The 17,594-nt window shown below is 71.5% G+C and carries 18 protein-coding genes; 15 read left to right on the top strand and 3 right to left on the bottom strand.

Annotation, left to right across the window (positions count from 1 at the left end; all coding sequences use genetic code 11):
- Window positions 1–81 precede the first annotated feature (81 nt).
- The 8 genes from ABWO84_RS12365 (at window position 82) to ABWO84_RS12330 (ending at window position 8,072) form a co-directional block, all read left to right on the top strand.
- Entirely contained in the window at window positions 82–1,368 is a 1,287-nt protein-coding gene (locus ABWO84_RS12365) for an adenylosuccinate synthase (RefSeq protein ID WP_353114951.1), read from the top strand.
- A 111-nt stretch (window positions 1,369–1,479) separates the two neighbouring features.
- Window positions 1,480–2,583: a lactonase family protein gene (locus tag ABWO84_RS12360; protein ID WP_353114949.1), complete on the top strand. Its 1,104-nt coding sequence runs from the start codon at window positions 1,480–1,482 to the stop codon at window positions 2,581–2,583.
- 196 nt (window positions 2,584–2,779) lie between these two features.
- Complete coding sequence (locus tag ABWO84_RS12355; protein WP_353114947.1) at window positions 2,780–4,201, top strand: dihydrolipoyl dehydrogenase family protein; 1,422 nt, start codon at window positions 2,780–2,782, stop codon at window positions 4,199–4,201.
- Window positions 4,202–4,220: 19 nt separating this feature from the next.
- Window positions 4,221–4,700: a hypothetical protein gene (locus ABWO84_RS12350; RefSeq protein ID WP_353114945.1), complete on the top strand. Its 480-nt coding sequence runs from the start codon at window positions 4,221–4,223 to the stop codon at window positions 4,698–4,700.
- A gap of 157 nt (window positions 4,701–4,857) precedes the next feature.
- Entirely contained in the window at window positions 4,858–5,709 is an 852-nt protein-coding gene (locus ABWO84_RS12345) for an ABC transporter ATP-binding protein (protein ID WP_353114943.1), read from the top strand.
- Window position 5,710: 1 nt separating this feature from the next.
- Window positions 5,711–6,388, top strand: coding sequence for an ABC transporter permease (locus ABWO84_RS12340; RefSeq protein ID WP_353114941.1), 678 nt, complete (start codon window positions 5,711–5,713; stop codon window positions 6,386–6,388).
- On the top strand, window positions 6,385–7,104 hold the full coding sequence (locus ABWO84_RS12335; protein ID WP_353114939.1) for an ABC transporter permease: 720 nt from the start codon (window positions 6,385–6,387) through the stop codon (window positions 7,102–7,104). Before ABWO84_RS12340 ends, ABWO84_RS12335 begins: the two co-directional genes overlap by 4 nt.
- Before the next feature lie 53 nt (window positions 7,105–7,157).
- A complete protein-coding gene (locus ABWO84_RS12330; RefSeq protein ID WP_353114937.1) occupies window positions 7,158–8,072 on the top strand; it encodes an ABC transporter substrate-binding protein in 915 nt (304 codons plus the stop codon).
- A 69-nt stretch (window positions 8,073–8,141) separates the two neighbouring features.
- Here the strand turns inward: ABWO84_RS12330 and ABWO84_RS12325 are convergent, their stop codons facing one another.
- Window positions 8,142–9,326, bottom strand: coding sequence for an AI-2E family transporter (locus ABWO84_RS12325; protein WP_353114935.1), 1,185 nt, complete (start codon window positions 9,324–9,326; stop codon window positions 8,142–8,144).
- A 119-nt stretch (window positions 9,327–9,445) separates the two neighbouring features.
- On the opposite strand from ABWO84_RS12325, the gene ABWO84_RS12320 reads away from it, so the two are divergent.
- Window positions 9,446–9,745: a chorismate mutase gene (locus tag ABWO84_RS12320; RefSeq protein WP_353114933.1), complete on the top strand. Its 300-nt coding sequence runs from the start codon at window positions 9,446–9,448 to the stop codon at window positions 9,743–9,745.
- Between the two features lie 7 nt (window positions 9,746–9,752).
- Here the strand turns inward: ABWO84_RS12320 and ABWO84_RS12315 are convergent, their stop codons facing one another.
- On the bottom strand, window positions 9,753–10,814 hold the full coding sequence (locus ABWO84_RS12315) for an ROK family protein (RefSeq protein ID WP_353114931.1): 1,062 nt from the start codon (window positions 10,812–10,814) through the stop codon (window positions 9,753–9,755).
- A gap of 144 nt (window positions 10,815–10,958) precedes the next feature.
- On the opposite strand from ABWO84_RS12315, the gene ABWO84_RS12310 reads away from it, so the two are divergent.
- The 6 genes from ABWO84_RS12310 (at window position 10,959) to ABWO84_RS12285 (ending at window position 16,834) form a co-directional block, all read left to right on the top strand.
- Window positions 10,959–12,098 carry an ROK family protein gene (locus tag ABWO84_RS12310; RefSeq protein WP_353114929.1) on the top strand — a complete coding sequence of 380 codons (1,140 nt, stop codon included), beginning with the start codon at window positions 10,959–10,961 and terminating at the stop codon, window positions 12,096–12,098.
- Between the two features lie 192 nt (window positions 12,099–12,290).
- Entirely contained in the window at window positions 12,291–13,190 is a 900-nt protein-coding gene (locus tag ABWO84_RS12305) for an SIS domain-containing protein (protein WP_353114927.1), read from the top strand.
- Window positions 13,191–13,192: 2 nt separating this feature from the next.
- A complete protein-coding gene (locus tag ABWO84_RS12300; RefSeq protein WP_353114925.1) occupies window positions 13,193–14,194 on the top strand; it encodes an ROK family protein in 1,002 nt (333 codons plus the stop codon).
- Window positions 14,191–15,198, top strand: a complete 1,008-nt coding sequence (locus ABWO84_RS12295) for a 1-phosphofructokinase family hexose kinase (protein ID WP_502915415.1) — start codon at window positions 14,191–14,193, stop codon at window positions 15,196–15,198. Before ABWO84_RS12300 ends, ABWO84_RS12295 begins: the two co-directional genes overlap by 4 nt.
- The gene (locus tag ABWO84_RS12290) at window positions 15,198–16,046 is read left to right on the top strand and encodes a class II fructose-bisphosphate aldolase (protein WP_353114921.1); all 849 of its coding nucleotides are present in this window, start codon (window positions 15,198–15,200) and stop codon (window positions 16,044–16,046) included. Before ABWO84_RS12295 ends, ABWO84_RS12290 begins: the two co-directional genes overlap by 1 nt.
- The gene (locus tag ABWO84_RS12285; RefSeq protein WP_353114919.1) at window positions 16,043–16,834 is read left to right on the top strand and encodes a DeoR/GlpR family DNA-binding transcription regulator; all 792 of its coding nucleotides are present in this window, start codon (window positions 16,043–16,045) and stop codon (window positions 16,832–16,834) included. The genes ABWO84_RS12290 and ABWO84_RS12285 overlap by 4 nt, the downstream gene beginning before the upstream one ends.
- A gap of 152 nt (window positions 16,835–16,986) precedes the next feature.
- Here the strand turns inward: ABWO84_RS12285 and ABWO84_RS12280 are convergent, their stop codons facing one another.
- Window positions 16,987–17,484 (bottom strand): Lrp/AsnC family transcriptional regulator, encoded by a 498-nt coding sequence (locus ABWO84_RS12280; RefSeq protein WP_353114917.1) that lies wholly within the window; start codon window positions 17,482–17,484, stop codon window positions 16,987–16,989.
- Window positions 17,485–17,594 lie beyond the last annotated feature (110 nt).

Genomic DNA, 17,594 nt, shown 5'->3' with positions numbered 1-17,594 from the left:
TAGGATGGTCCCGCCCGATTCGGGCCAGCTCATCTGCCGGTGCAAGCCCGGCGAACAGCGGCAGTACCAGGGGGTTCACCCATGCCAGGAATCGTGATCGTCGGCGTCCAGTGGGGCGATGAGGGCAAGGGCAAGGCGACCGACCTGCTCGGAGAGCGCACCGACTGGGTGGTGAAGTTCAACGGCGGCAACAACGCCGGGCACACGGTCGTCGTCGGTGACGAGAAGTACGCCCTCCACCTGCTCCCCTCCGGCATCCTCACCCCTGGCGTCAACGCGGTGATCGGCAACGGCGTGGTCGTCGACCTCGAGGTGCTGTTCAGCGAGCTCGAGGCGCTCTCGGCGCGCGGCGTCGACATCTCGCGTCTGCGGATCAGCGCCAACGCGCACATCATCACGCAGTACCACCGCACGCTCGACAAGGTGACGGAGCGCTTCCTCGGCAAGCGCATGATCGGCACGACCGGCCGCGGGATCGGCCCGGCGTACGCCGACAAGATCAACCGCGTCGGCATCCGCGTGCAGGACCTCTTCGACGAGAACATCCTGCGGCAGAAGGTCGAGGGCGCCCTCGACCAGAAGAACCACCTGCTGGTGAAGGTCTTCAACCGCCGCGCCATCACCTGCGACGAGATCGTGGACGACCTGCTCTCCTACGCCGAGCGCCTCCGTCCGATGGTGGCCGACACCGGGCACCTGCTCGACCAGGCGCTCAGCCGCGGCGAGGTCGTCGTGTTCGAGGGCGGCCAGGCGACGATGCTCGACGTCGACCACGGCACGTACCCGTTCGTGACCTCGTCGTCGGCGACCGCGGGCGGCGCGGCGACGGGATCCGGCGTCGGCCCTGGCGCGCTCGACCGCATCGTCGGCATCGTCAAGGCCTACACGACCCGCGTCGGATCCGGCCCGTTCCCGACCGAGCTCTTCGACGAGCAGGGCGAGTGGCTGCGCAAGCAGGGCTTCGAGTTCGGCACCACCACCGGCCGGCCGCGCCGCGTGGGCTGGTACGACGCGCCGATCACCCGCTACGCCACGCGCATCAACGGCATCACCGACCTCGTGCTCACGAAGCTCGACATCCTCACGGGCCTCGATCAGATCCCGGTGTGCGTCGCCTACGACGTCGAGGGCACCCGGTTCGACGACGTGCCGGTGAACCAGACCGACTTCCACCACGCGACGCCGATCCTGGAGTACTTCCCCGGCTGGTCGGAGGACATCTCCGCGGCGCGGAGCTTCGAGGACCTGCCCCGGAACGCGCAGGACTACGTGCTGACACTGGAGAAGATGAGCAACACCCGCATCTCGGTGATCGGCGTCGGCCCGGAGCGCGACCAGGTGGTCGTCCGGTACGACCTGCTCGACTGATCCGGTCCGCTGGCCCCGGTCGCCCTGCCTCTCTTCGTCGCAAAGTGCCGGAATCCGGGCCGGACGACGGGACTTTGCGATGAGGAGCGGAGGACGAGGAGTGGGGACGGCATGACGCGGTTCTGGCTCGGAGGCTACGGCCCCGACATGCAGGGCGATGCCGAGGGCATCGGCGTCCTCGCGGGCGATGACGAGCGGCCCCGCGAGACCCTCCGCTACCGCGGAGTGGCGGCACTGGCGGCGTCGCCGTCGTGGCTCGCACGGCATCCGCGGCTCGACGTGGTCTATGCCGCGCTCGAGGGTGCGGGGACCGTGGCGGCCTTCGCGCGATCGGGTGAGTCGGCCCTCGCGCCCCTGGGCGCTCCGCTCGAGGCCGGCGCGGCGGTGTGCCATCTCGCGGTCGCGCCCGACGGGCACGCGCTGATCGCGAGCTGCTACGGCGACGGCCGCGTGGTGCGCTTCGGCCTCGCATCCGACGGTTCCCTCGTGCCGGCGAGAGCGGATGCCGCGGCCGCGCTGCGCGCCGCTCTGTTCGGCGAAGAGGAGCAGGACGCCGCGCCGGCGGGAGTCGGCGTCGCGGCGGCCGACCCCTATCCCACGCCCCTCGGCGAGGAGCCGCGGGCATCGCACGCCCATGCCGCCGTGTTCCTGCCCGACGGGCGGATCGCGACGACCGATCTCGGCTTCGACCTCGTGCGCTTCTGGCGGCCCGCGGGGCAGGGGCTCTCGCTCGATCACGAGGTCGTGCTCCCGCGCGGCACCGGGCCGCGACACCTGGTGCTGCACCCCAGCGGCCATCTGCACGTGGTCACGGAGTACTCGTGCGAGGTGTTCACCCTGGCCCCGTCCGCCGACGGCATCTGGGCGGTGGTGTCGGCGACGCTCGCCTCGCCGATCGCGCAGGTCGGCCTCGACTTCCCCGCGGAGCTCACGCGGTCGCGGGACGGCGAGACCCTGTACACCGCGCTGCGCGGCAGCAACACGGTCGCAGCGCTGCGGGTGCGCGGCGCCGGGGAGACCGTCGAGCCGCTCGCAGTGACCGACTCGGGCGTGGACTGGCCACGGCACCACCTCGTCCACGAGGGTGCGCTGCTGGTGGCCGGGCAGCGCTCGGGCACCGTGTCGCTGCTCGACCTCGATGGGCGCGGCGTTCCCCGCGAGGTGCGCCGGACGACGCAGGCCCCCACGCCCACGCATCTCCTTCCGATGCGCTGACCTCCCGGCGCTGCCCCGGGCGGCCGCCGTGTCCCCGCGCGCTGTGCCCCCGCACCGTCTATTCGTCGCAAAGTCCCGGAATCGGAGCCGGATAGCGGGACTTTGCGACGAATAGACGCGAGAGCCGGCCCCTGCGCGGACGGAATCGTGTCAGGCTGGACGCGGCTTCATGCATTCGCGAGATGAGGAGGCGCACGTGTCCGCAGAGGAGTACGACCTGATCGTGCTGGGCGGAGGCCCGGTGGGGGAGAACGTGGCCGACCGGGCGGTGCAGGGCGGCCTGACCGCCGTCATCGTCGAGGGCGAGCTGGTCGGCGGGGAATGCTCGTACTGGGCGTGCATGCCGTCCAAGGCGCTGCTCGGCCCGATCCGCGCCGTGCACGCCGCGCAGCACATCGGCGGCGCGGCGCAGGCGGTGTCCGGCGACCTCGACGTGCGCGCCGTCCTCGCTCGACGCAACGGATTCACCAGCGACTGGAAAGACGACGGCCAGGTCGGCTGGCTCGACAGCGCCGGCATCGGCCTGGTGCGCGGACACGGCCGCCTCAGCGGCGAGAAGCAGGTGACGGTCACGACGCCGGACGGCGCGGAGCGCGTGCTCACGGCACGGCACGCGGTCGCGGTCAGCACCGGGACGGATGCCGTCGTGCCCGACATCCCGGGCCTCCGCGCCGCCCGCCCATGGACCAGCAGGGAGGCGACGAGCGCGCAGGAGGTGCCCGCCTCGCTGGCCGTGATCGGCGGGGGCGTCGTCGCCGTGGAGATGGCGACGGCCTACGCGGGTCTCGGCGCGGAGGTGACGCTCATCGCCCGCAGCGGGCTGCTCGGCGGCGTGGAGCCGTTCGCCGGAGAGCTCGTCGGCGACGGGCTGCGCGAGCTCGGCGTCGATGTGCGCACCGGCACGGGCATCCGCTCTGTCCGGCGCGCCGGCGACGCGGTGACGGTGGAGACCGACGGCGGGGACGTCGTCGCGCAGGAGGTTCTCGTCGCGACCGGCCGCAGCCCTCGCAGCGCCGACGTCGGGCTGGAGACCGTCGGGCTCGTGCCGGGGGACTGGATCCGCACCGACGACACCCTGCTCGTCCCCGGGACGGACTGGCTGTACGCCGTGGGCGATGTGAACGCGCGGGCCCTGCTCACCCATCAGGGCAAGTATCAGGCCAGGGCCGCCGGAGACGTGATCGCCGCCCGTGCGAGGGGAGAGCGGATCGACACCGAGCCCTGGGGGCGGCATGTCGCGACCGCCGATCACCGCGCGGTGCCGCAGGTGGTCTTCTCCCTGCCCGAGGTCGCGGCGGTCGGCCTCTCCGAGAAGGCGGCGAGGGACGCGGGGCTCGATGTGCGGGCCGTGGACGTGGAGTTCGGATCCGTCGCCGGGGCGGGGCTGCACGAGGACGGCTATCGCGGCCACGCGCGCATGATCGTGGACGAGCAGCGCGGCACGGTCGTCGGTCTCACGCTCGCCGGACCGGATGTCGGCGAGCTGATCCACGCGGCGACCATCGCGGTGGTCGGCGAGGTCCCGCTGACGCGGCTCTGGCACGCGGTGCCCTCGTACCCGACGATGAGCGAGGTGTGGCTGCGGCTGCTCGAGGCGTACGGCAGGGATTCGGCCTGAGCCGGGGGCCGGGGGCGGGATGACGGAGAAGGGGGCCTTCGCCGCGATGCTCGTCTCGCGCGCGCGGCGGAATCCGCGAGCCGCGTTCGCGCTCGTGTGCGGGACGGTCGTCGTCCTTCTCGTCGCTGCTCTCGGCGTCGGCTGGCGTCTGGGGTCGGCGGACGACGGGAGGATCGCGACCCTGTCGAAGACGGCAGCCGCCTGGCCTGACGGCGATGTGTTTCCCGGCCAGGACGGCCCGGTGACGCGCTACGAGGACTACCTCGGGATCATGGTCGGGACGTTCTTCCGGGACGAGTCCGAGCGGCGGCACTGCGTGGTGGCCGGACCCCGCGAGTCGATCCAAGGGAGATGCGCGGCGGAGCCGTTCAGCGCCACCGTCGACATCCTCGTGACGACGTCCAGTCCCGCGGAGCTGCGGACGCTGTTCCCCGTCGGTGCCACCGTGCGGATCTCCTTCGACGGCGAGACGGTCACGGTGCTCCGCGATCGGACCTAGCCGCGCGGGAATCGGGGAATCTCCGGAGATTCGGCCCGGATGTCGGAGGTGTCCCCTACGCTCGAAGAGACCCGAGGAGGGACGCGCATGACCGCTGTACTCATACGGATCGCCGAAGAGGTGAGCGACTCGTAGGCCGCGCCTGCGAGCGTCCGAGATGATCGAATTCCGGTCAGTCACGAAGACCTTCCCCGACGGCACGCACGCCGTCGACGACTTCAGCCTGGTCATCCCGGCGCGCCGCACCACGGTGCTGGTGGGGTCGTCGGGCTGTGGCAAGACCACTCTGCTGCGGATGATCAACCGCATGGTCGAGCCCTCCGGCGGTGCGATCGAGATCGACGGCGAGAGCGTGCTCGATCGCGATCCCGTCACGCTGCGCCGCAGCATCGGCTACGTCATGCAGAACTCCGGGCTCATGCCGCATTTCACGGTGATCGACAACATCGCGACGGTGCTGCGGCTCGGTGGCACCGGCCGTGCGCAGGCCCATGAGCGCGCCCGCGAGATGCTCGACACGGTGGGGCTCGACCGATCGCTCGCCGACCGGTACCCCAGCCAGCTCTCCGGCGGCCAGCAGCAGCGCGTCGGCGTCGCGAGGGGGCTCGCCGCCGACCCCAACATCCTGCTGATGGACGAGCCGTTCGGCGCGGTCGACCCGATCGTGCGCACCGAGCTGCAGCAGGAGATGCTGCGTCTGCAGCGCGAACTGGGGAAGACGATCGTCTTCGTCACGCACGACATCGACGAGGCGTTCCTGCTCGGCGACCAGATCGTGATCCTCGACGTCGGCGCCCGCATCGTGCAGCAGGGCTCTCCGAACGAGATCGTCGAGAACCCCGCCGACGACTTCGTGGCGGCCTTCATCGGCGCCGACCGCGGCAAGAGGTCGCTCACGCTCCGCCGCACCGCGACCGGCACGGCGGTGGTCGACGCCGAGGGCCGTACCCAGGGGATGCTCGCCGAGGAGGGCGCCGCCGTGATCCGTGCAGAGGATGCCGGGGCCTGACGTGACCTGGATCATCGACAACCTCGGCATGATCCTCGACCTGGCGGTGGTCCACCTCCGCCAGAGCCTGATCGCGCTCGTGATCGGATTCGTCATCGCGATCCCGCTCGGTCGGATCGCCTGGCGCTACCGGCTGGTGCGCGGTCCCGTGATCGTGCTCACCGGCCTGCTCTACACGATCCCCTCCCTCGCGCTGCTCGTGCTGCTGCCCGGTCTCTTCGGCTACTCCGCGACGATTGAGAGCAATCTCGTCGCGGCCCTGACGATCTACTCCATCGCCATCCTGGTGCGCTCGGTCGCCGACGGGCTCGACTCGGTCGACCCCGACGTGCGGCAGGCCGCCGCCGCGATGGGCTACGGCCCCGCACGGCGCTTCTGGACCGTCGAGCTCCCGCTCGCGGGTCCGGTGATCCTCGCCGGACTGCGCGTCGCCGCCGTGAGCACCATCTCCCTCGCCACCGTGGGCATCCTCATCGGCGTCAGCAACCTCGGCTACCTCTTCACCGACGGGCTGCAGCGCCGGATCATCGAGGAGGTACTGGCCGGGGTGGTGGTCGTGGTGGTCCTCGCGCTCGTGATCGACGCCCTGCTCGTGCTCGCCGGCCGCCTGGTGATGCCCTGGCAGCGCGCCTCCTCGCGGAAAGCCGCGACCGGGGCCGGGAAGGCGGCGATCGCATGAACCTCTTCGCCGACGCGTTCGCCTGGCTGTTCTCCCCCGATCGGCTGAAGGGGCAGTACGCGCTGCCGGTGCTCCTCGAGCAGCATCTGCTCTACACCGCGGTGTCGGTGCTGATCGCGATCGTGATCGCCGTGCCGATCGGCTGGCTGATCGGGCACACCGGCCGGGGCCGCGAGGTCGCCGTCGCGGTGTCGGGGGCGGCCCGCGCGGTGCCGTCGTTCGGCCTGTTGGTGCTGCTCATCCTGCTGCTCGGCGTGATCCAGACCCCGCTCGCCGCGGTCATCACCTTCGTGCTGCTGGCGATCCCGCCGCTGCTCGCCGGCGCCTATTCCGGGCTCGAGGCGATCGACCGCCGCGTGGTCGACGCCGCCAAGGCGATGGGGATGACGCCCTGGCAGGTGTTCGTCAAGGTCGAGCTGCCCCTCGGGCTCCCGCTGCTCATCGGCGGGCTGCGGTCCGCCGTGCTGCAGGTCATCGCCACCGTGACGATCGGCGCCTGGGTGAACCTCGGCGGCCTCGGCTGGCCGATCATCCAGGGCATCCCGCTGCGGCGCTTCGACCAGGTGCTCGCCGGCGCGATCCTCGTCGCGCTGCTCGCGCTCATCGCCGACCTGCTGCTCGCGCTCGCCCAGAAGGCCGCCGTGCCGAGAGGGCTGCGCGACGGGCGGTCGACCTCCCGGGCGCCACGGCGTCGCGCTCGGCTGCAGGCCGCCTGAGATCCATCCCAGACTTTCGCTTCCCACAGATCACCGGAGAGAGGACACACAGCATGTTCACCGCTCGCATCACCCGCACCGCGATCGCCGCCGCCGGCGCCGTCGCGGTCGCCGTCGCCCTCAGCGGCTGCGGCTCCAGCAATCCGCTCGACGACCCCGACTCGTCGAAGGAGCCCTCCTCGTCCGACACGATCGTGATCGGCTCGCAGGCGTACTACTCCAATACGATCATCGCCGAGATCTACGCCCAGGCCCTTGAGAAGGCCGGGCACAAGGTCGACCGCAAGTTCAACATCGGACAGCGCGACGCCTACATGCCGGACATCGAGTCGGGCAAGATCGCCCTGTTCCCCGAATACACCGGCAATCTCATGGAGTACCTCGGCGGGAAGTCCGACGCGAACAGCCCGGACGACGTCTACGCCGCGCTGAAGAAGGTGCTGCCGAAGGGCCTCACCGCCCTCGACTTCGCTCAGGCCGCCGACCAGGACACGTACACGGTGACCAAGAAGTACGCCGAGGAGCATGGTCTGGTGTCGATCGCCGACCTGTCGAAGGTCTCGGATGCCACGATCGGCGCCGCCCCCGAGTTCGAGCAGCGGCCGTACGGGCCCGAGGCGGCGAAGAAGGCCTACGGCGTGGACCTCAAGTTCTCCGCCACCGGGCAGACCACGCTCGAGGCGCTGCTCGCCGGCACCGTGCAGGTGGCTGACATCTACTCGGCCGACCCCGCGTTCGAGACCGAGGACATCGTCGCGCTGAAAGACCCGAAGAACCTCATCCTCTCGTCCAACGTCGTCCCGATCGCCAACGAGAAGATCGCGGCCGACATCGCCGACACGATCAACGCGATCAGCAAGAAGCTCACCACCGAGGAGCTCGTGAAGCTCAACGTGCAGAGCACCAAGGACAAGCGCGAGGCTCCGGCGATCGCCAAGGACTGGCTGACCGCTCAGGGCCTGCTCTGATCCGACCCCGCAGCGACGACAGAGCCCGGGCATCCGATCGTGGATGCCCGGGCTCTGTCGTTTCCGGCCTCAGACCCGGGAATCCTGGCGGGGGATCCAGATCTGCTTGATGATGATCAGCACCGAGGCGGTGACGGGCACGGCGACCAGTGCGCCGAGCAGGCCCAGGAGCGTGCCGCCGGCGGTCGCGCCGATGACGACGAGCGATCCGGGCACCGATACCGCCTTGGTCATCACGCGCGGCGTGAGCACGTACGCCTCGACCTGGATGTAGATCAGATAGATGAGTGCGAAGATCAGCGCGCCCAGCGGATTGGCGAACAGCGCGATGAGCGTGCCGATCGCCAGGAAGAGCAGCGGTCCGATCAGCGGGATCATCGTGATGAAGAAGGCGACCGTCGCCATCAGCGGCGGGAACGGCAGCCCGATGAACAGGAAGAGCAGGAGCGCGACGACGGCGTTGAAGAACGCGAGCGTCACCATGCCCATCACGTAACCGCCCACGGCGTTGGTGATCTGGTCGGTGATGTCCGCGGCGCGGGCGCGGTTGCGGGCGGGGGCCAGGCGCAGCAGCGAGGACTTGATCGTGGGGAGCCCGGCGACGAAGTACAGCGTGAGCACCAGCACGATGATGAAGCCGCTGATCCCCGAGGCGATCGACGAGCCGATCTGCAGCGCGCCGCCTCCGATGCTCACCGCGGTTCCCGGATCGGTGAGGAAGCCGGTGACGTCCTTGACGAGCTTCTCGAACTGGTCGCCGAACTGCGATTCGAGGCCGTGGTACAGCGAGCTGGACATGAAGTCCTTGACGAGCTGAGGCACGGACTTCACGAACAGCGAGACCTGCTCGACGATGGTCGGCACGATCAGCCACAGGGCGAGCCCCATCACCACGAGCAGTCCGACGATCACCGCCAGGACGCTCCAGACCCTCTTCAGACCGCGGCGCTCGAGGAACCGTACGGCGGGGTCGAGTCCGAGGGCGGCGAATGCGGCGAAGGCCACGTAGATGATCACCGTCGCGAGGTTGGAGATCATCATCCCGACGATGAAGGCCGTCAGTCCGCCGAGCGTGACGAGCAGTCCGAAGAGGTACGGCTGGTCGATGCGCGTCCAGAAGGAACGGGTCGGGGTCGCGGGTTCCAGCACCTTGACGGACGAGGTCGGGGGCGGCGAGGAGGGCGTCGCGGCCGCCGTGGTCTCGGGGGGCGTGGTCTCGGCGTCGGTGGACTCGACGTTCTCGTCGCTGCTCATGGGGACAGCCTAGGGTCTGCGGCTGTTTTCTCCGGCTGCATCACAGGGCGTCGGCGAGGAGAGGGCCTGCGGCCGCCCGGCACGGCTATCGTCGTAGCTGTCATCCACCGAGGAGGAACATGTCCGACGCAGAAGCCGCCCGCGCCGACCTGCTGCGCCTGCGCGCGAGTATCGACAACATCGACGCGGCCCTGGTGTTCATGCTCGCCGAACGGTTCCGCTGCACGCAGCAGGTGGGGAGGCTGAAGGCCGAGCACGAGATGCCCGCCTCCGACCCGGCTCGGGAGGAGCAGCAGGTCGCGCGGCTGAGGGCGCTCGCCGAAGAGGCGCACCTCGATCCCGAGTTCGCCGAGAAGTGGTTCAACTTCGTCGTCGCCGAGGTGATCCGGCACCACACCGAGGCCGCCGAAGGTCGCTGACCCGCCCTCAGATCAGCTCGGCGGCGAGCACCTGCGCGACGGCGCCGCGCAGCACCGCGTCCTCGGCCTCGCTGCGGCGCACCTCGACGTGGGCGTGCGTGAGCCGTGCGGCCGCGAGGGCGGTCTCCGCGGCCGAGCAGAAGCCCTCGTCGATGAGATCGGACGATCCGCTCAGCACGACGTGGGGCAGATCGAGGGCCGAGACGATGGCCGCGAGCGGCTTCCCCAGCACCGTGCCCGCCTGAACCCGCAGCGCGGCGCGTGAGGTCTCGTCGGAGGCACCGGCGATCCGCGCCCCGAACTCGGCGATCCATGCGTGCACGCAACCGCGCTGCCCGCAACGGCACGCGCGGCCGGCGTCGCCGCCGACGTCGACGTGGGCGAGCTCGCGGGCCGTGCGCGCCCCCGAATCGCCGAGGTATCCCGTGACGATCGCGGTGCTGATGCCGTCTCCCAGTCGCACCAGGAGGAATTCCTGATCGGCCGGCGCGACGCGCGCCTCGGCCCGGGCCGCGAGCTCGGCGTCGGCCACGACGTGCACGGGGAGGGAGACGACCGACGGCTGCGCGCGTACCGCGCCCTCCAGAGCCGACAGGTCGCCGGTCGTCATCCCCATGGGCACCCCGATGCCCACCCCCAGCGGAGTCGTGCCCGCCACGCGGGCGAGCTCGGCGACCAGAGTGGACGTCGCCCCCGGGAGATCGTCGCCGCCGCTCCGCGCGGTCTCGCGGCGCACGAGCACCCGGCCGTCCGGACCGCAGACGGCGCCGACGATCCAGTCGGGCTCGCTGAGGTCGACCGCGATGGTCTGCACCGACTCGCCGTCGACCTCGAGCATGACGGCGGGCTTGCCCGGTCGCGTGCCGGTGCTCTGCCCCGTCTCGAGGATCACGCCGTCGGTGATGAGGTCGCCGACCACCTCGGAGATCGTGGGGCGGGACAGGCCGGTGAGGCGCGCGAGGTCGGCGCGGCTCGCCGTCACCTCGCCGAGGAGCGCCTGCAGCACCGCGCCGCGGTTGCGGCGGCGCTGCGACTGCGCGTGCGTGGGGAGCAGCGGAACGGCGTTCATGGTGCTCCTTCGCGGCATTTCGGGCGGTCTCCCCAGGATCCCGCTCACTTAGTTCACCCAATAAACTAACGTGTCCGAGCGTAAGCTCGCAGGCGATCGGTGTCAATCGGCCTCGGCCGGCCTTCGGAGGGAGAGCGGCGGGGCATGCTGCACGGAGACGTCGACGGCCAGACGGCCATGCGCCGCGCCAACCTGCGTCGTGCGCTGCAGCTGATCCTCGACGCCGAGGGCGAGGAGACGCGCGCCGGCATCGCCCGCGCCACCGGTCTCACCGCCGCCACCGCATCGTCCCTCGTCGCCGAGCTCATCGAGAACCGGCTCGTGGTCGACGGCGCGAGGGCTGCGAGCACGGGGGGCAAGAGGGCGACGACGCTCGACGTCGACCCCGCCCATCACCTGTTGCTGGTGCTCGTGCTGCGCCGAGCGGACGCGGATGCGGCACTGGTCGCACTCGACGGAACGGCGGCGCACCGGGAGGGCATCGCCTACACCCCGGCGGGCCGCGATGCCGCCATTCGCGACCTCGTGGAGCGGGTGTCGGAGCGCTTCGGGCCCCGGCTTCTCGCCGCGAGCGTGCAGCTGCCGGGGGCGACCGACGGGCGGATCGTGCTGGAGAGCGTGCTGCTGGGCTGGAAGGATCATCCGCTCGCCGAGCAGCTCGAGGCCGCGTTGCAGGTTCCGGTGCTGCTGGTGAACGACGTCGACGCCGAGGCGGTGGCCGAGCAGATCGCGCACCGCTCGGATGCCATCCGGAGGTTGTTCCTGCACATCGGCGACGGCATCGGCGCGGCCATCACCGTCGACGGCGAGCTCACCCCCGGTGCGCCCGCGCGCGTCGGCGAGATCGGGCACGTGCAGGTGGTGTTCGGCGATGAGGCCGTCGCGTGCCGTTGCGGGCAACGGGGCTGCCTGGAGTCGGCCGCGTCCGCTCCGGCGATGCTGGGCGAGGACTTCCGCGAGGGAATGGATCCCGACGCGTTCGCCGGGCTCGTCGCGCGCGCCGACCCCGGACGTCTCGCACACGGCGCGGTCGCGCTGGGGCGCGTCGTCCAGCTTCTCGGCGCGATGCTCGATCCGGACGAGATCGTCATCGGCGGCGCAGCCGCCGGACTGGGTGAGGACTTCCTGGAGCGGGTGCGCGCGGAGACCCGCCACGCTCCCCGCGGAACGGTCGCGGCGTCGCTGCGCGCGGCGACCCCCGGCATCGGCGCCCATGTCGGCGCCGCGCAGCTCGCGCTGATCTCGGCGCTCGGCGTGCGCTGGAACGCCGAACGCTTCGCCTGACCGCACGGGCGTGCGGTCGGCGCGTGGGTGCAGAGCAGGGTGAGAATCGGGGTGAACTTCAGGGTGGCATTCGGGGCTGGTCCTGCGCCGGGGCTGTCTTCCCGCCTTCGATGCGCTAAAGTGATCGATTAACGCTTATATGCGTCATAATCTTGCAGTTTATCGATGCCGTTCAGCCCCCGAGGAGCAGCCATGACCGAGACCCCGTCCGCCGGAGCGCACATGCGCGCAGAGCTGAACTCGCAGCCGGAGACCTGGGCGCGGGCCGCCGGCATGCGCGCCGAGCAGGGGCTGCTCCCGGCGAAGGGCGCGCGCATCGCCGTGGTGGGCTGCGGGACGAGCTGGTTCATGGCGCAGTCCTATGCGGCTCTGCGGGAGGCCGCGGGCCACGGCGAGACCGATGCGTTCACCGCCTCGGAGGCGCCGACCGACCGTGGCTACGACGCGATCGTCGCCCTCACCCGCTCCGGGACGACCACCGAGGTGCTCGAGCTCACCGAGCGCGTCAAGGGCTCCACCCCGGTCGTCGCCGTCGTCGGCGACGACACGTCGCCGCTCGTCGACCTCGCCGACACCGTGATCGCCCTGCCCTTCGCCGACGAGCAGTCGGTGGTGCAGACCCGCTTCGCCACGACGGCGCTCGCGCTCTTCCGGGCATCCGTCGGCGAGGATCTCGACGGCGCGGTGTCCGACGCGCGGGCCGTGCTCGACGGCGCGGACGCGGAGGGCCTCGGCGACGCGGAGCAGTACAGCTTCCTCGGACTGGGGTGGACCATCGGCCTCGCCCATGAGGCCGCGCTGAAGATGCGCGAGTCGTCGCAGTCGTGGACCGAGTCGTACTCGGCGATGGAATACCGCCACGGCCCGATCGCGATCGCCGCGCCCGGCCGCATCACCTGGCAGTTCGGGACCGCTCCCGAGGGGCTCGAGGAGCAGGTCCGCGCGACCGGTGCGCGGTTCGTGCAGCATCCGATCGACCCGATGGCCGATCTCGTCCGCCTGCACCGGGTGGCACTCGACCGCGCCGTCGGGAAGGGCCTCGACCCCGACCAGCCCCGCAACCTGACCCGTTCGGTCATCCTCGACGCCTGATCATGAGCAGCGCAGCGCCGCAGGGACGAGGGAGGATCCCCGACGTCGTGAGCGATGCGTCGGGCGAGAAGCTCGCGCGTGCGGCGTCGATCGGCGCCGGAGCGCCCGTGCTCGCCTTCGACGTGGGCGGCACCGACATCAAGTCGGCGCTCTTCGATGAGACGGGTGCGGCGCTCGGCCTGCGCCGCACGCCCACCCCGGACGCCGGCGACGACATGCCCGCGAGGCTCGTCGCGCGCATCGGCGAGCTCGGCGACGAGCTGCGGGCGCAGCATCCTGAGGTCGTGCCCCGCGCCGTCGGATTCGTGGTGCCGGGCATCGTCGACGCCGAGGCAGGGATCGCCGTGTTCTCGAGCAACCTCGGCTGGCGGAACGCCCCGCTGCGCGCGCTCGCCGAGGAGCGCTTCGGGCTGCCGGTGTCGTTCCACCACGACGTGGGCACGGCGAGCTGGGCCGAACACGTCCTCGGCGGGGCGCGGGACTACGCCAACTCCGTCGCGATCATCATCGGCACCGGCATCGCCGGAACCCTCCTCGTCGACGGGCAGCCCTACACGGCGGGCGGATACGCCGGCGAGATCGGGCACTCCCCGCTCGGCGAATGGCCCTGTCCGTGCGGTGCGCGCGGATGCCTGGAGGCCATCGCCTCGGCCGGGGCGATCGCCCGGAGGTACACCGAGGAGACCGGGGAGCGGGTCGACGGCGCCAAGGAGGTCATCGCCCGCGCGGCCGCGGGGGACCCGGTCGCCGACCGCGTCTGGAACGAGGCGCTCGACGCCCTCACGATGTCGATCGCCCAGCTCACCGCGGTCGTCGCACCGGAGGCGGTGGTGATCGGGGGCGGTCTCTCGCGCGCCGGCGGGGCGCTCTTCGACGAGCTGCGCCGTCGTCTCGCCGACCGCCTGAGCTTCCATCGCCTCCCGGTGCTCGTGCCCGCCGAGCTCTCCGGCAACGCAGGCATCCTCGGATCGGCGCTGCGCGCCCGGCAGGTGGTCGGCGGATGATCGTCACGGTGACACCGAACCCCGCCCTCGACCTCACCTGGCACGTCGACCGCATCGTGCCCGGCGGCACGCACCGGGCGGATGCCGGTGTCGCGCGGGCCGGGGGCAAGGGGCTCAACGTGGCCCGCGTCGCGCATGCCGCGGGGGCGGAGGTCGTGGCGGTCGCGACGGTCGGAGGCCCCGGCGGGGAGGAGTTCGCCGCCGAGCTCGCGGCCTCCGGAGTGCCCGCAGAGCTCGTGCCGGTGGCGGCTCCGACCCGCCGCAGCATCGCCCTCGTGGACGAGCACCTCGGCGACACGACGATCGTCAACGAGCGCGGCGTCGCCCCCGCTGCCGCGGACTGGGACGCCCTGGCGTCGGCGGTGTCCCGGCGGCTGGCCGCGGAGGGCGAGGGGGAGCGGGTGCTCGTGATCTCGGGCAGCCTGCCGCCCGGAGCCCCCGACGAGCTGCTGCCGTCGCTGATCGCGCTCGGCCGGGAGGCGGGAGCGGTCGTGATCGTCGACACGTCGGGACCGGCGCTGCTCGCCGCCGCCGACGCCGGTGCCGAGGTGCTCAAGCCCAACGCCGCCGAACTCGCGGAGGCGACCGGCGTCTCCGACCCCGAGGCCGGCGCGCGCGAGCTGATCCGCCGTGGCGCCTCGCTGGTGCTGCTCTCCCGCGGTGCGGAGGGGATGCTCGCGCTCCCCGCGCCGGCGCCCTCCGTCTCTGGGACCGGGTCTCCTGCGTCTGCGTCCGGTTCCGCGTCCGGGCTCGGGCTCGAAGGTGCGGGGGTGCTCGCGGCGCGCCTGCCGGAAGCCCTCGCCGGCAACCCCACGGGTGCCGGCGACGCCGCGGTCGCCGCGGTCGCCGTCCTCCTCGCATCCGGCATCGGCGACCCCGAGACGCTCCTGCGCCGCGCCGTCGCCTGGTCCGCCGCCGCGGTGCTCATGCCGCTCGCCGGAGACATCCATCCGTCCTGGCCCGAAATCGAACGCTCCGTGATCCTCACCCGGAAGGAACGCTGATGACCCTCGTCTCCGCACGTGCTCTCGTGTCGGTCGCCGCCGCCCGCGGCGACGGCATCGGAGCCTTCAACGTGATCCACCTCGAGACCGCCGAGGCGCTCGTCGCGGCGTCCGCGCAGGCCGACCTGCCCGTGATCCTGCAGATCTCGCAGAACTGCGCCGACTACCACGGCGGCCTCGAGCCCATCGCCCTCGCGACGCTCTCCGTCGCCCGTCGCGCCGCGACGCCCGTCGCCGTGCACCTCGATCACGCCGAGCGCCCCGAGCTCGTCGACGAGGCGATCGAGCTGGGCTTCGGATCGGTGATGTTCGACGGAGGGAAGCTCGACTACGACGAGAACGTCGCGCTCACCGCATCCGTCGTCGAGCGCGCGCATGCGGCCGGCGTATACGTCGAGGGCGAGCTGGGCGAGGTCGGCGGCAAGGACGGCGCCCACGCGCCGGGCGTCCGCACGGATCCCGCCGAGGCGGCGGCCTTCGTCGAGGCGACCGGCGTCGATGCTCTGGCGGTGGCCGTGGGCTCCTCGCACGCGATGCTCGACCGTTCCGCATCCCTCGACATCGGCCTGATCACCCGCCTGCGCGCCGCGCTCGACGTGCCGCTCGTGCTGCACGGGTCGTCCGGAGTGCCCGACGACGTGATCACGCAGGCCGTGCGCGCGGGGATGACGAAGATCAACGTCTCCACCCACCTCAACGGCTTCTTCACCCGGGCGGTGCGCGAGCGGCTCTCCGCCGATGAGGACCTCGTCGACTCGCGCAAGTACATCGCCCCGGGGCGGGCCGCGGTCGCCGACGAGGCGGCGCGGATGCTGCGCCTCTTCGCCCTCGAGGCGGACGACGCGTGAACCGCGCCGCCCGTCTCACCGCGATCGTCGAGATCCTCGGTGCGCAGGGGGAAGTGACCGTCGAGGAGCTCGTGGAGCGCTTCGGCGCCTCGGCGGCGACCACCCGCCGCGACCTCGACAGCCTCGCCGCCCGTCGGCTGCTGACCCGCACGCACGGCGGCGCGGTGGCGCAGTCGGTCGCCTATGAGCTGCCGATCCGCTACAAGAGCCACCTCCGCACCCACGAGAAGGAGCTGATCGCGGCCCGCGCCTCTGCGCTCGTCGAGCCCGGGCAGGTGGTCGGGCTCTCCGGCGGCACGACCACCACAGCGATCGCCGCAGCGCTCGCGGCCCGTGACGACCTCACGGACGCAGGGCTGACCATCGTCACCAATGCGGTGAACATCGCGGCGCAGCTGGCCATGCGCCCGGAGTTCAAGGTCGTCGTCACCGGCGGTGCGATCCATGCACGCAGTTACGAGCTGGTCGGGCCGTTCGTCGAGCAGCTCCTGCGGGGCGTGCAGCTCGACGTCGCGTTCATCGGCGTGAACGGGCTCACCGCCGAGGCCGGGGCGTCCACGCACGACGAGGCGGAGGGCGCCGTCAACCGGATGATGGCGGAGCGCGCTGCGCGCGCGTTCATCGTCACCGACTCCTCGAAGATCGGCACCTCGGCGTTCTCGTCGGTCGGGGGCGCGGAGCTCTTCCCCTCCGTGGTGACCGACGACCGCCTCCCCGCCGCGTCTCTGCGCGCACTGCGCGACGCCGGGTACGAGGTGCTGCTCGCTTCCGACGGGGCCGGGGCGTAGCGAAGCCGCCCCATCCGGTCTTGGCCTCTGCGGTCCCGTCTATTCGTCGCAAAGTGCCGTTATGCGGGTCGAATTCCGGGACTTTGCGACGAATAGACGCGGAGGGGTGCGCGGCGTGGGGCCCGGGCCCGGACCCGGACGCAGATGCGGCGCTACAGACCGCGGCGTCCGGCGGCCTGCGCGAAGATCAGACTGGTCGACGTGGAGGCCACCTCGGGGCGCAGGCTGAGCGTGTCCGAGACGAGCTCGCGCAGCGCTGCGGCATCCGGCACCGCGACGTGCACCATGAAGTCGCGGTCACCGGCGAGGAAGTACACCCGCTGGGTCGCCGAGAGATCCTCCAGATAGGCCTGGAAACGCCGGAGGTCGCCACGCGCATGGGAGTGCAGCCGGATCGTGATGAGCGCCTCGAGGTGCAGGCCCATCGCGGCGGGCGAGATCTCCGCGTGGAAGCCGACGATCACCCCGCGCGTCTGCAGTGCGCGGACCCTCTTCAAGCAGGTCGACTCGGCGACGCCCGCGCGGGCCGCGAGGTCGGTGTTGGAGATGCGGCCGTTGCGGCTCAACTCGTCGAGCAGGGTCAGATCGACAGCGTCGAGACCCGACTGCGCCGCGGCCTCGGACACCGCCGAAGAAACGGATGCCGGCATGGGTGTTTCCTCGTCCCTCATCGAATATTGCGACTGTTCTCATTCATTCTGGCGCAGAATCTTCTGCGTCGATCATCCATCTCCTCGGGATCTGCATAATCTCAGGTGAG

Source organism: Microbacterium sp., from assembly GCF_040394595.1.
In the GTDB taxonomy this organism is placed as follows: domain Bacteria; phylum Actinomycetota; class Actinomycetes; order Actinomycetales; family Microbacteriaceae; genus Microbacterium.
The sequence above is the reverse complement of the archived record's forward strand: the minus strand, read 5'-3'. Positions and strand labels throughout refer to the sequence as shown.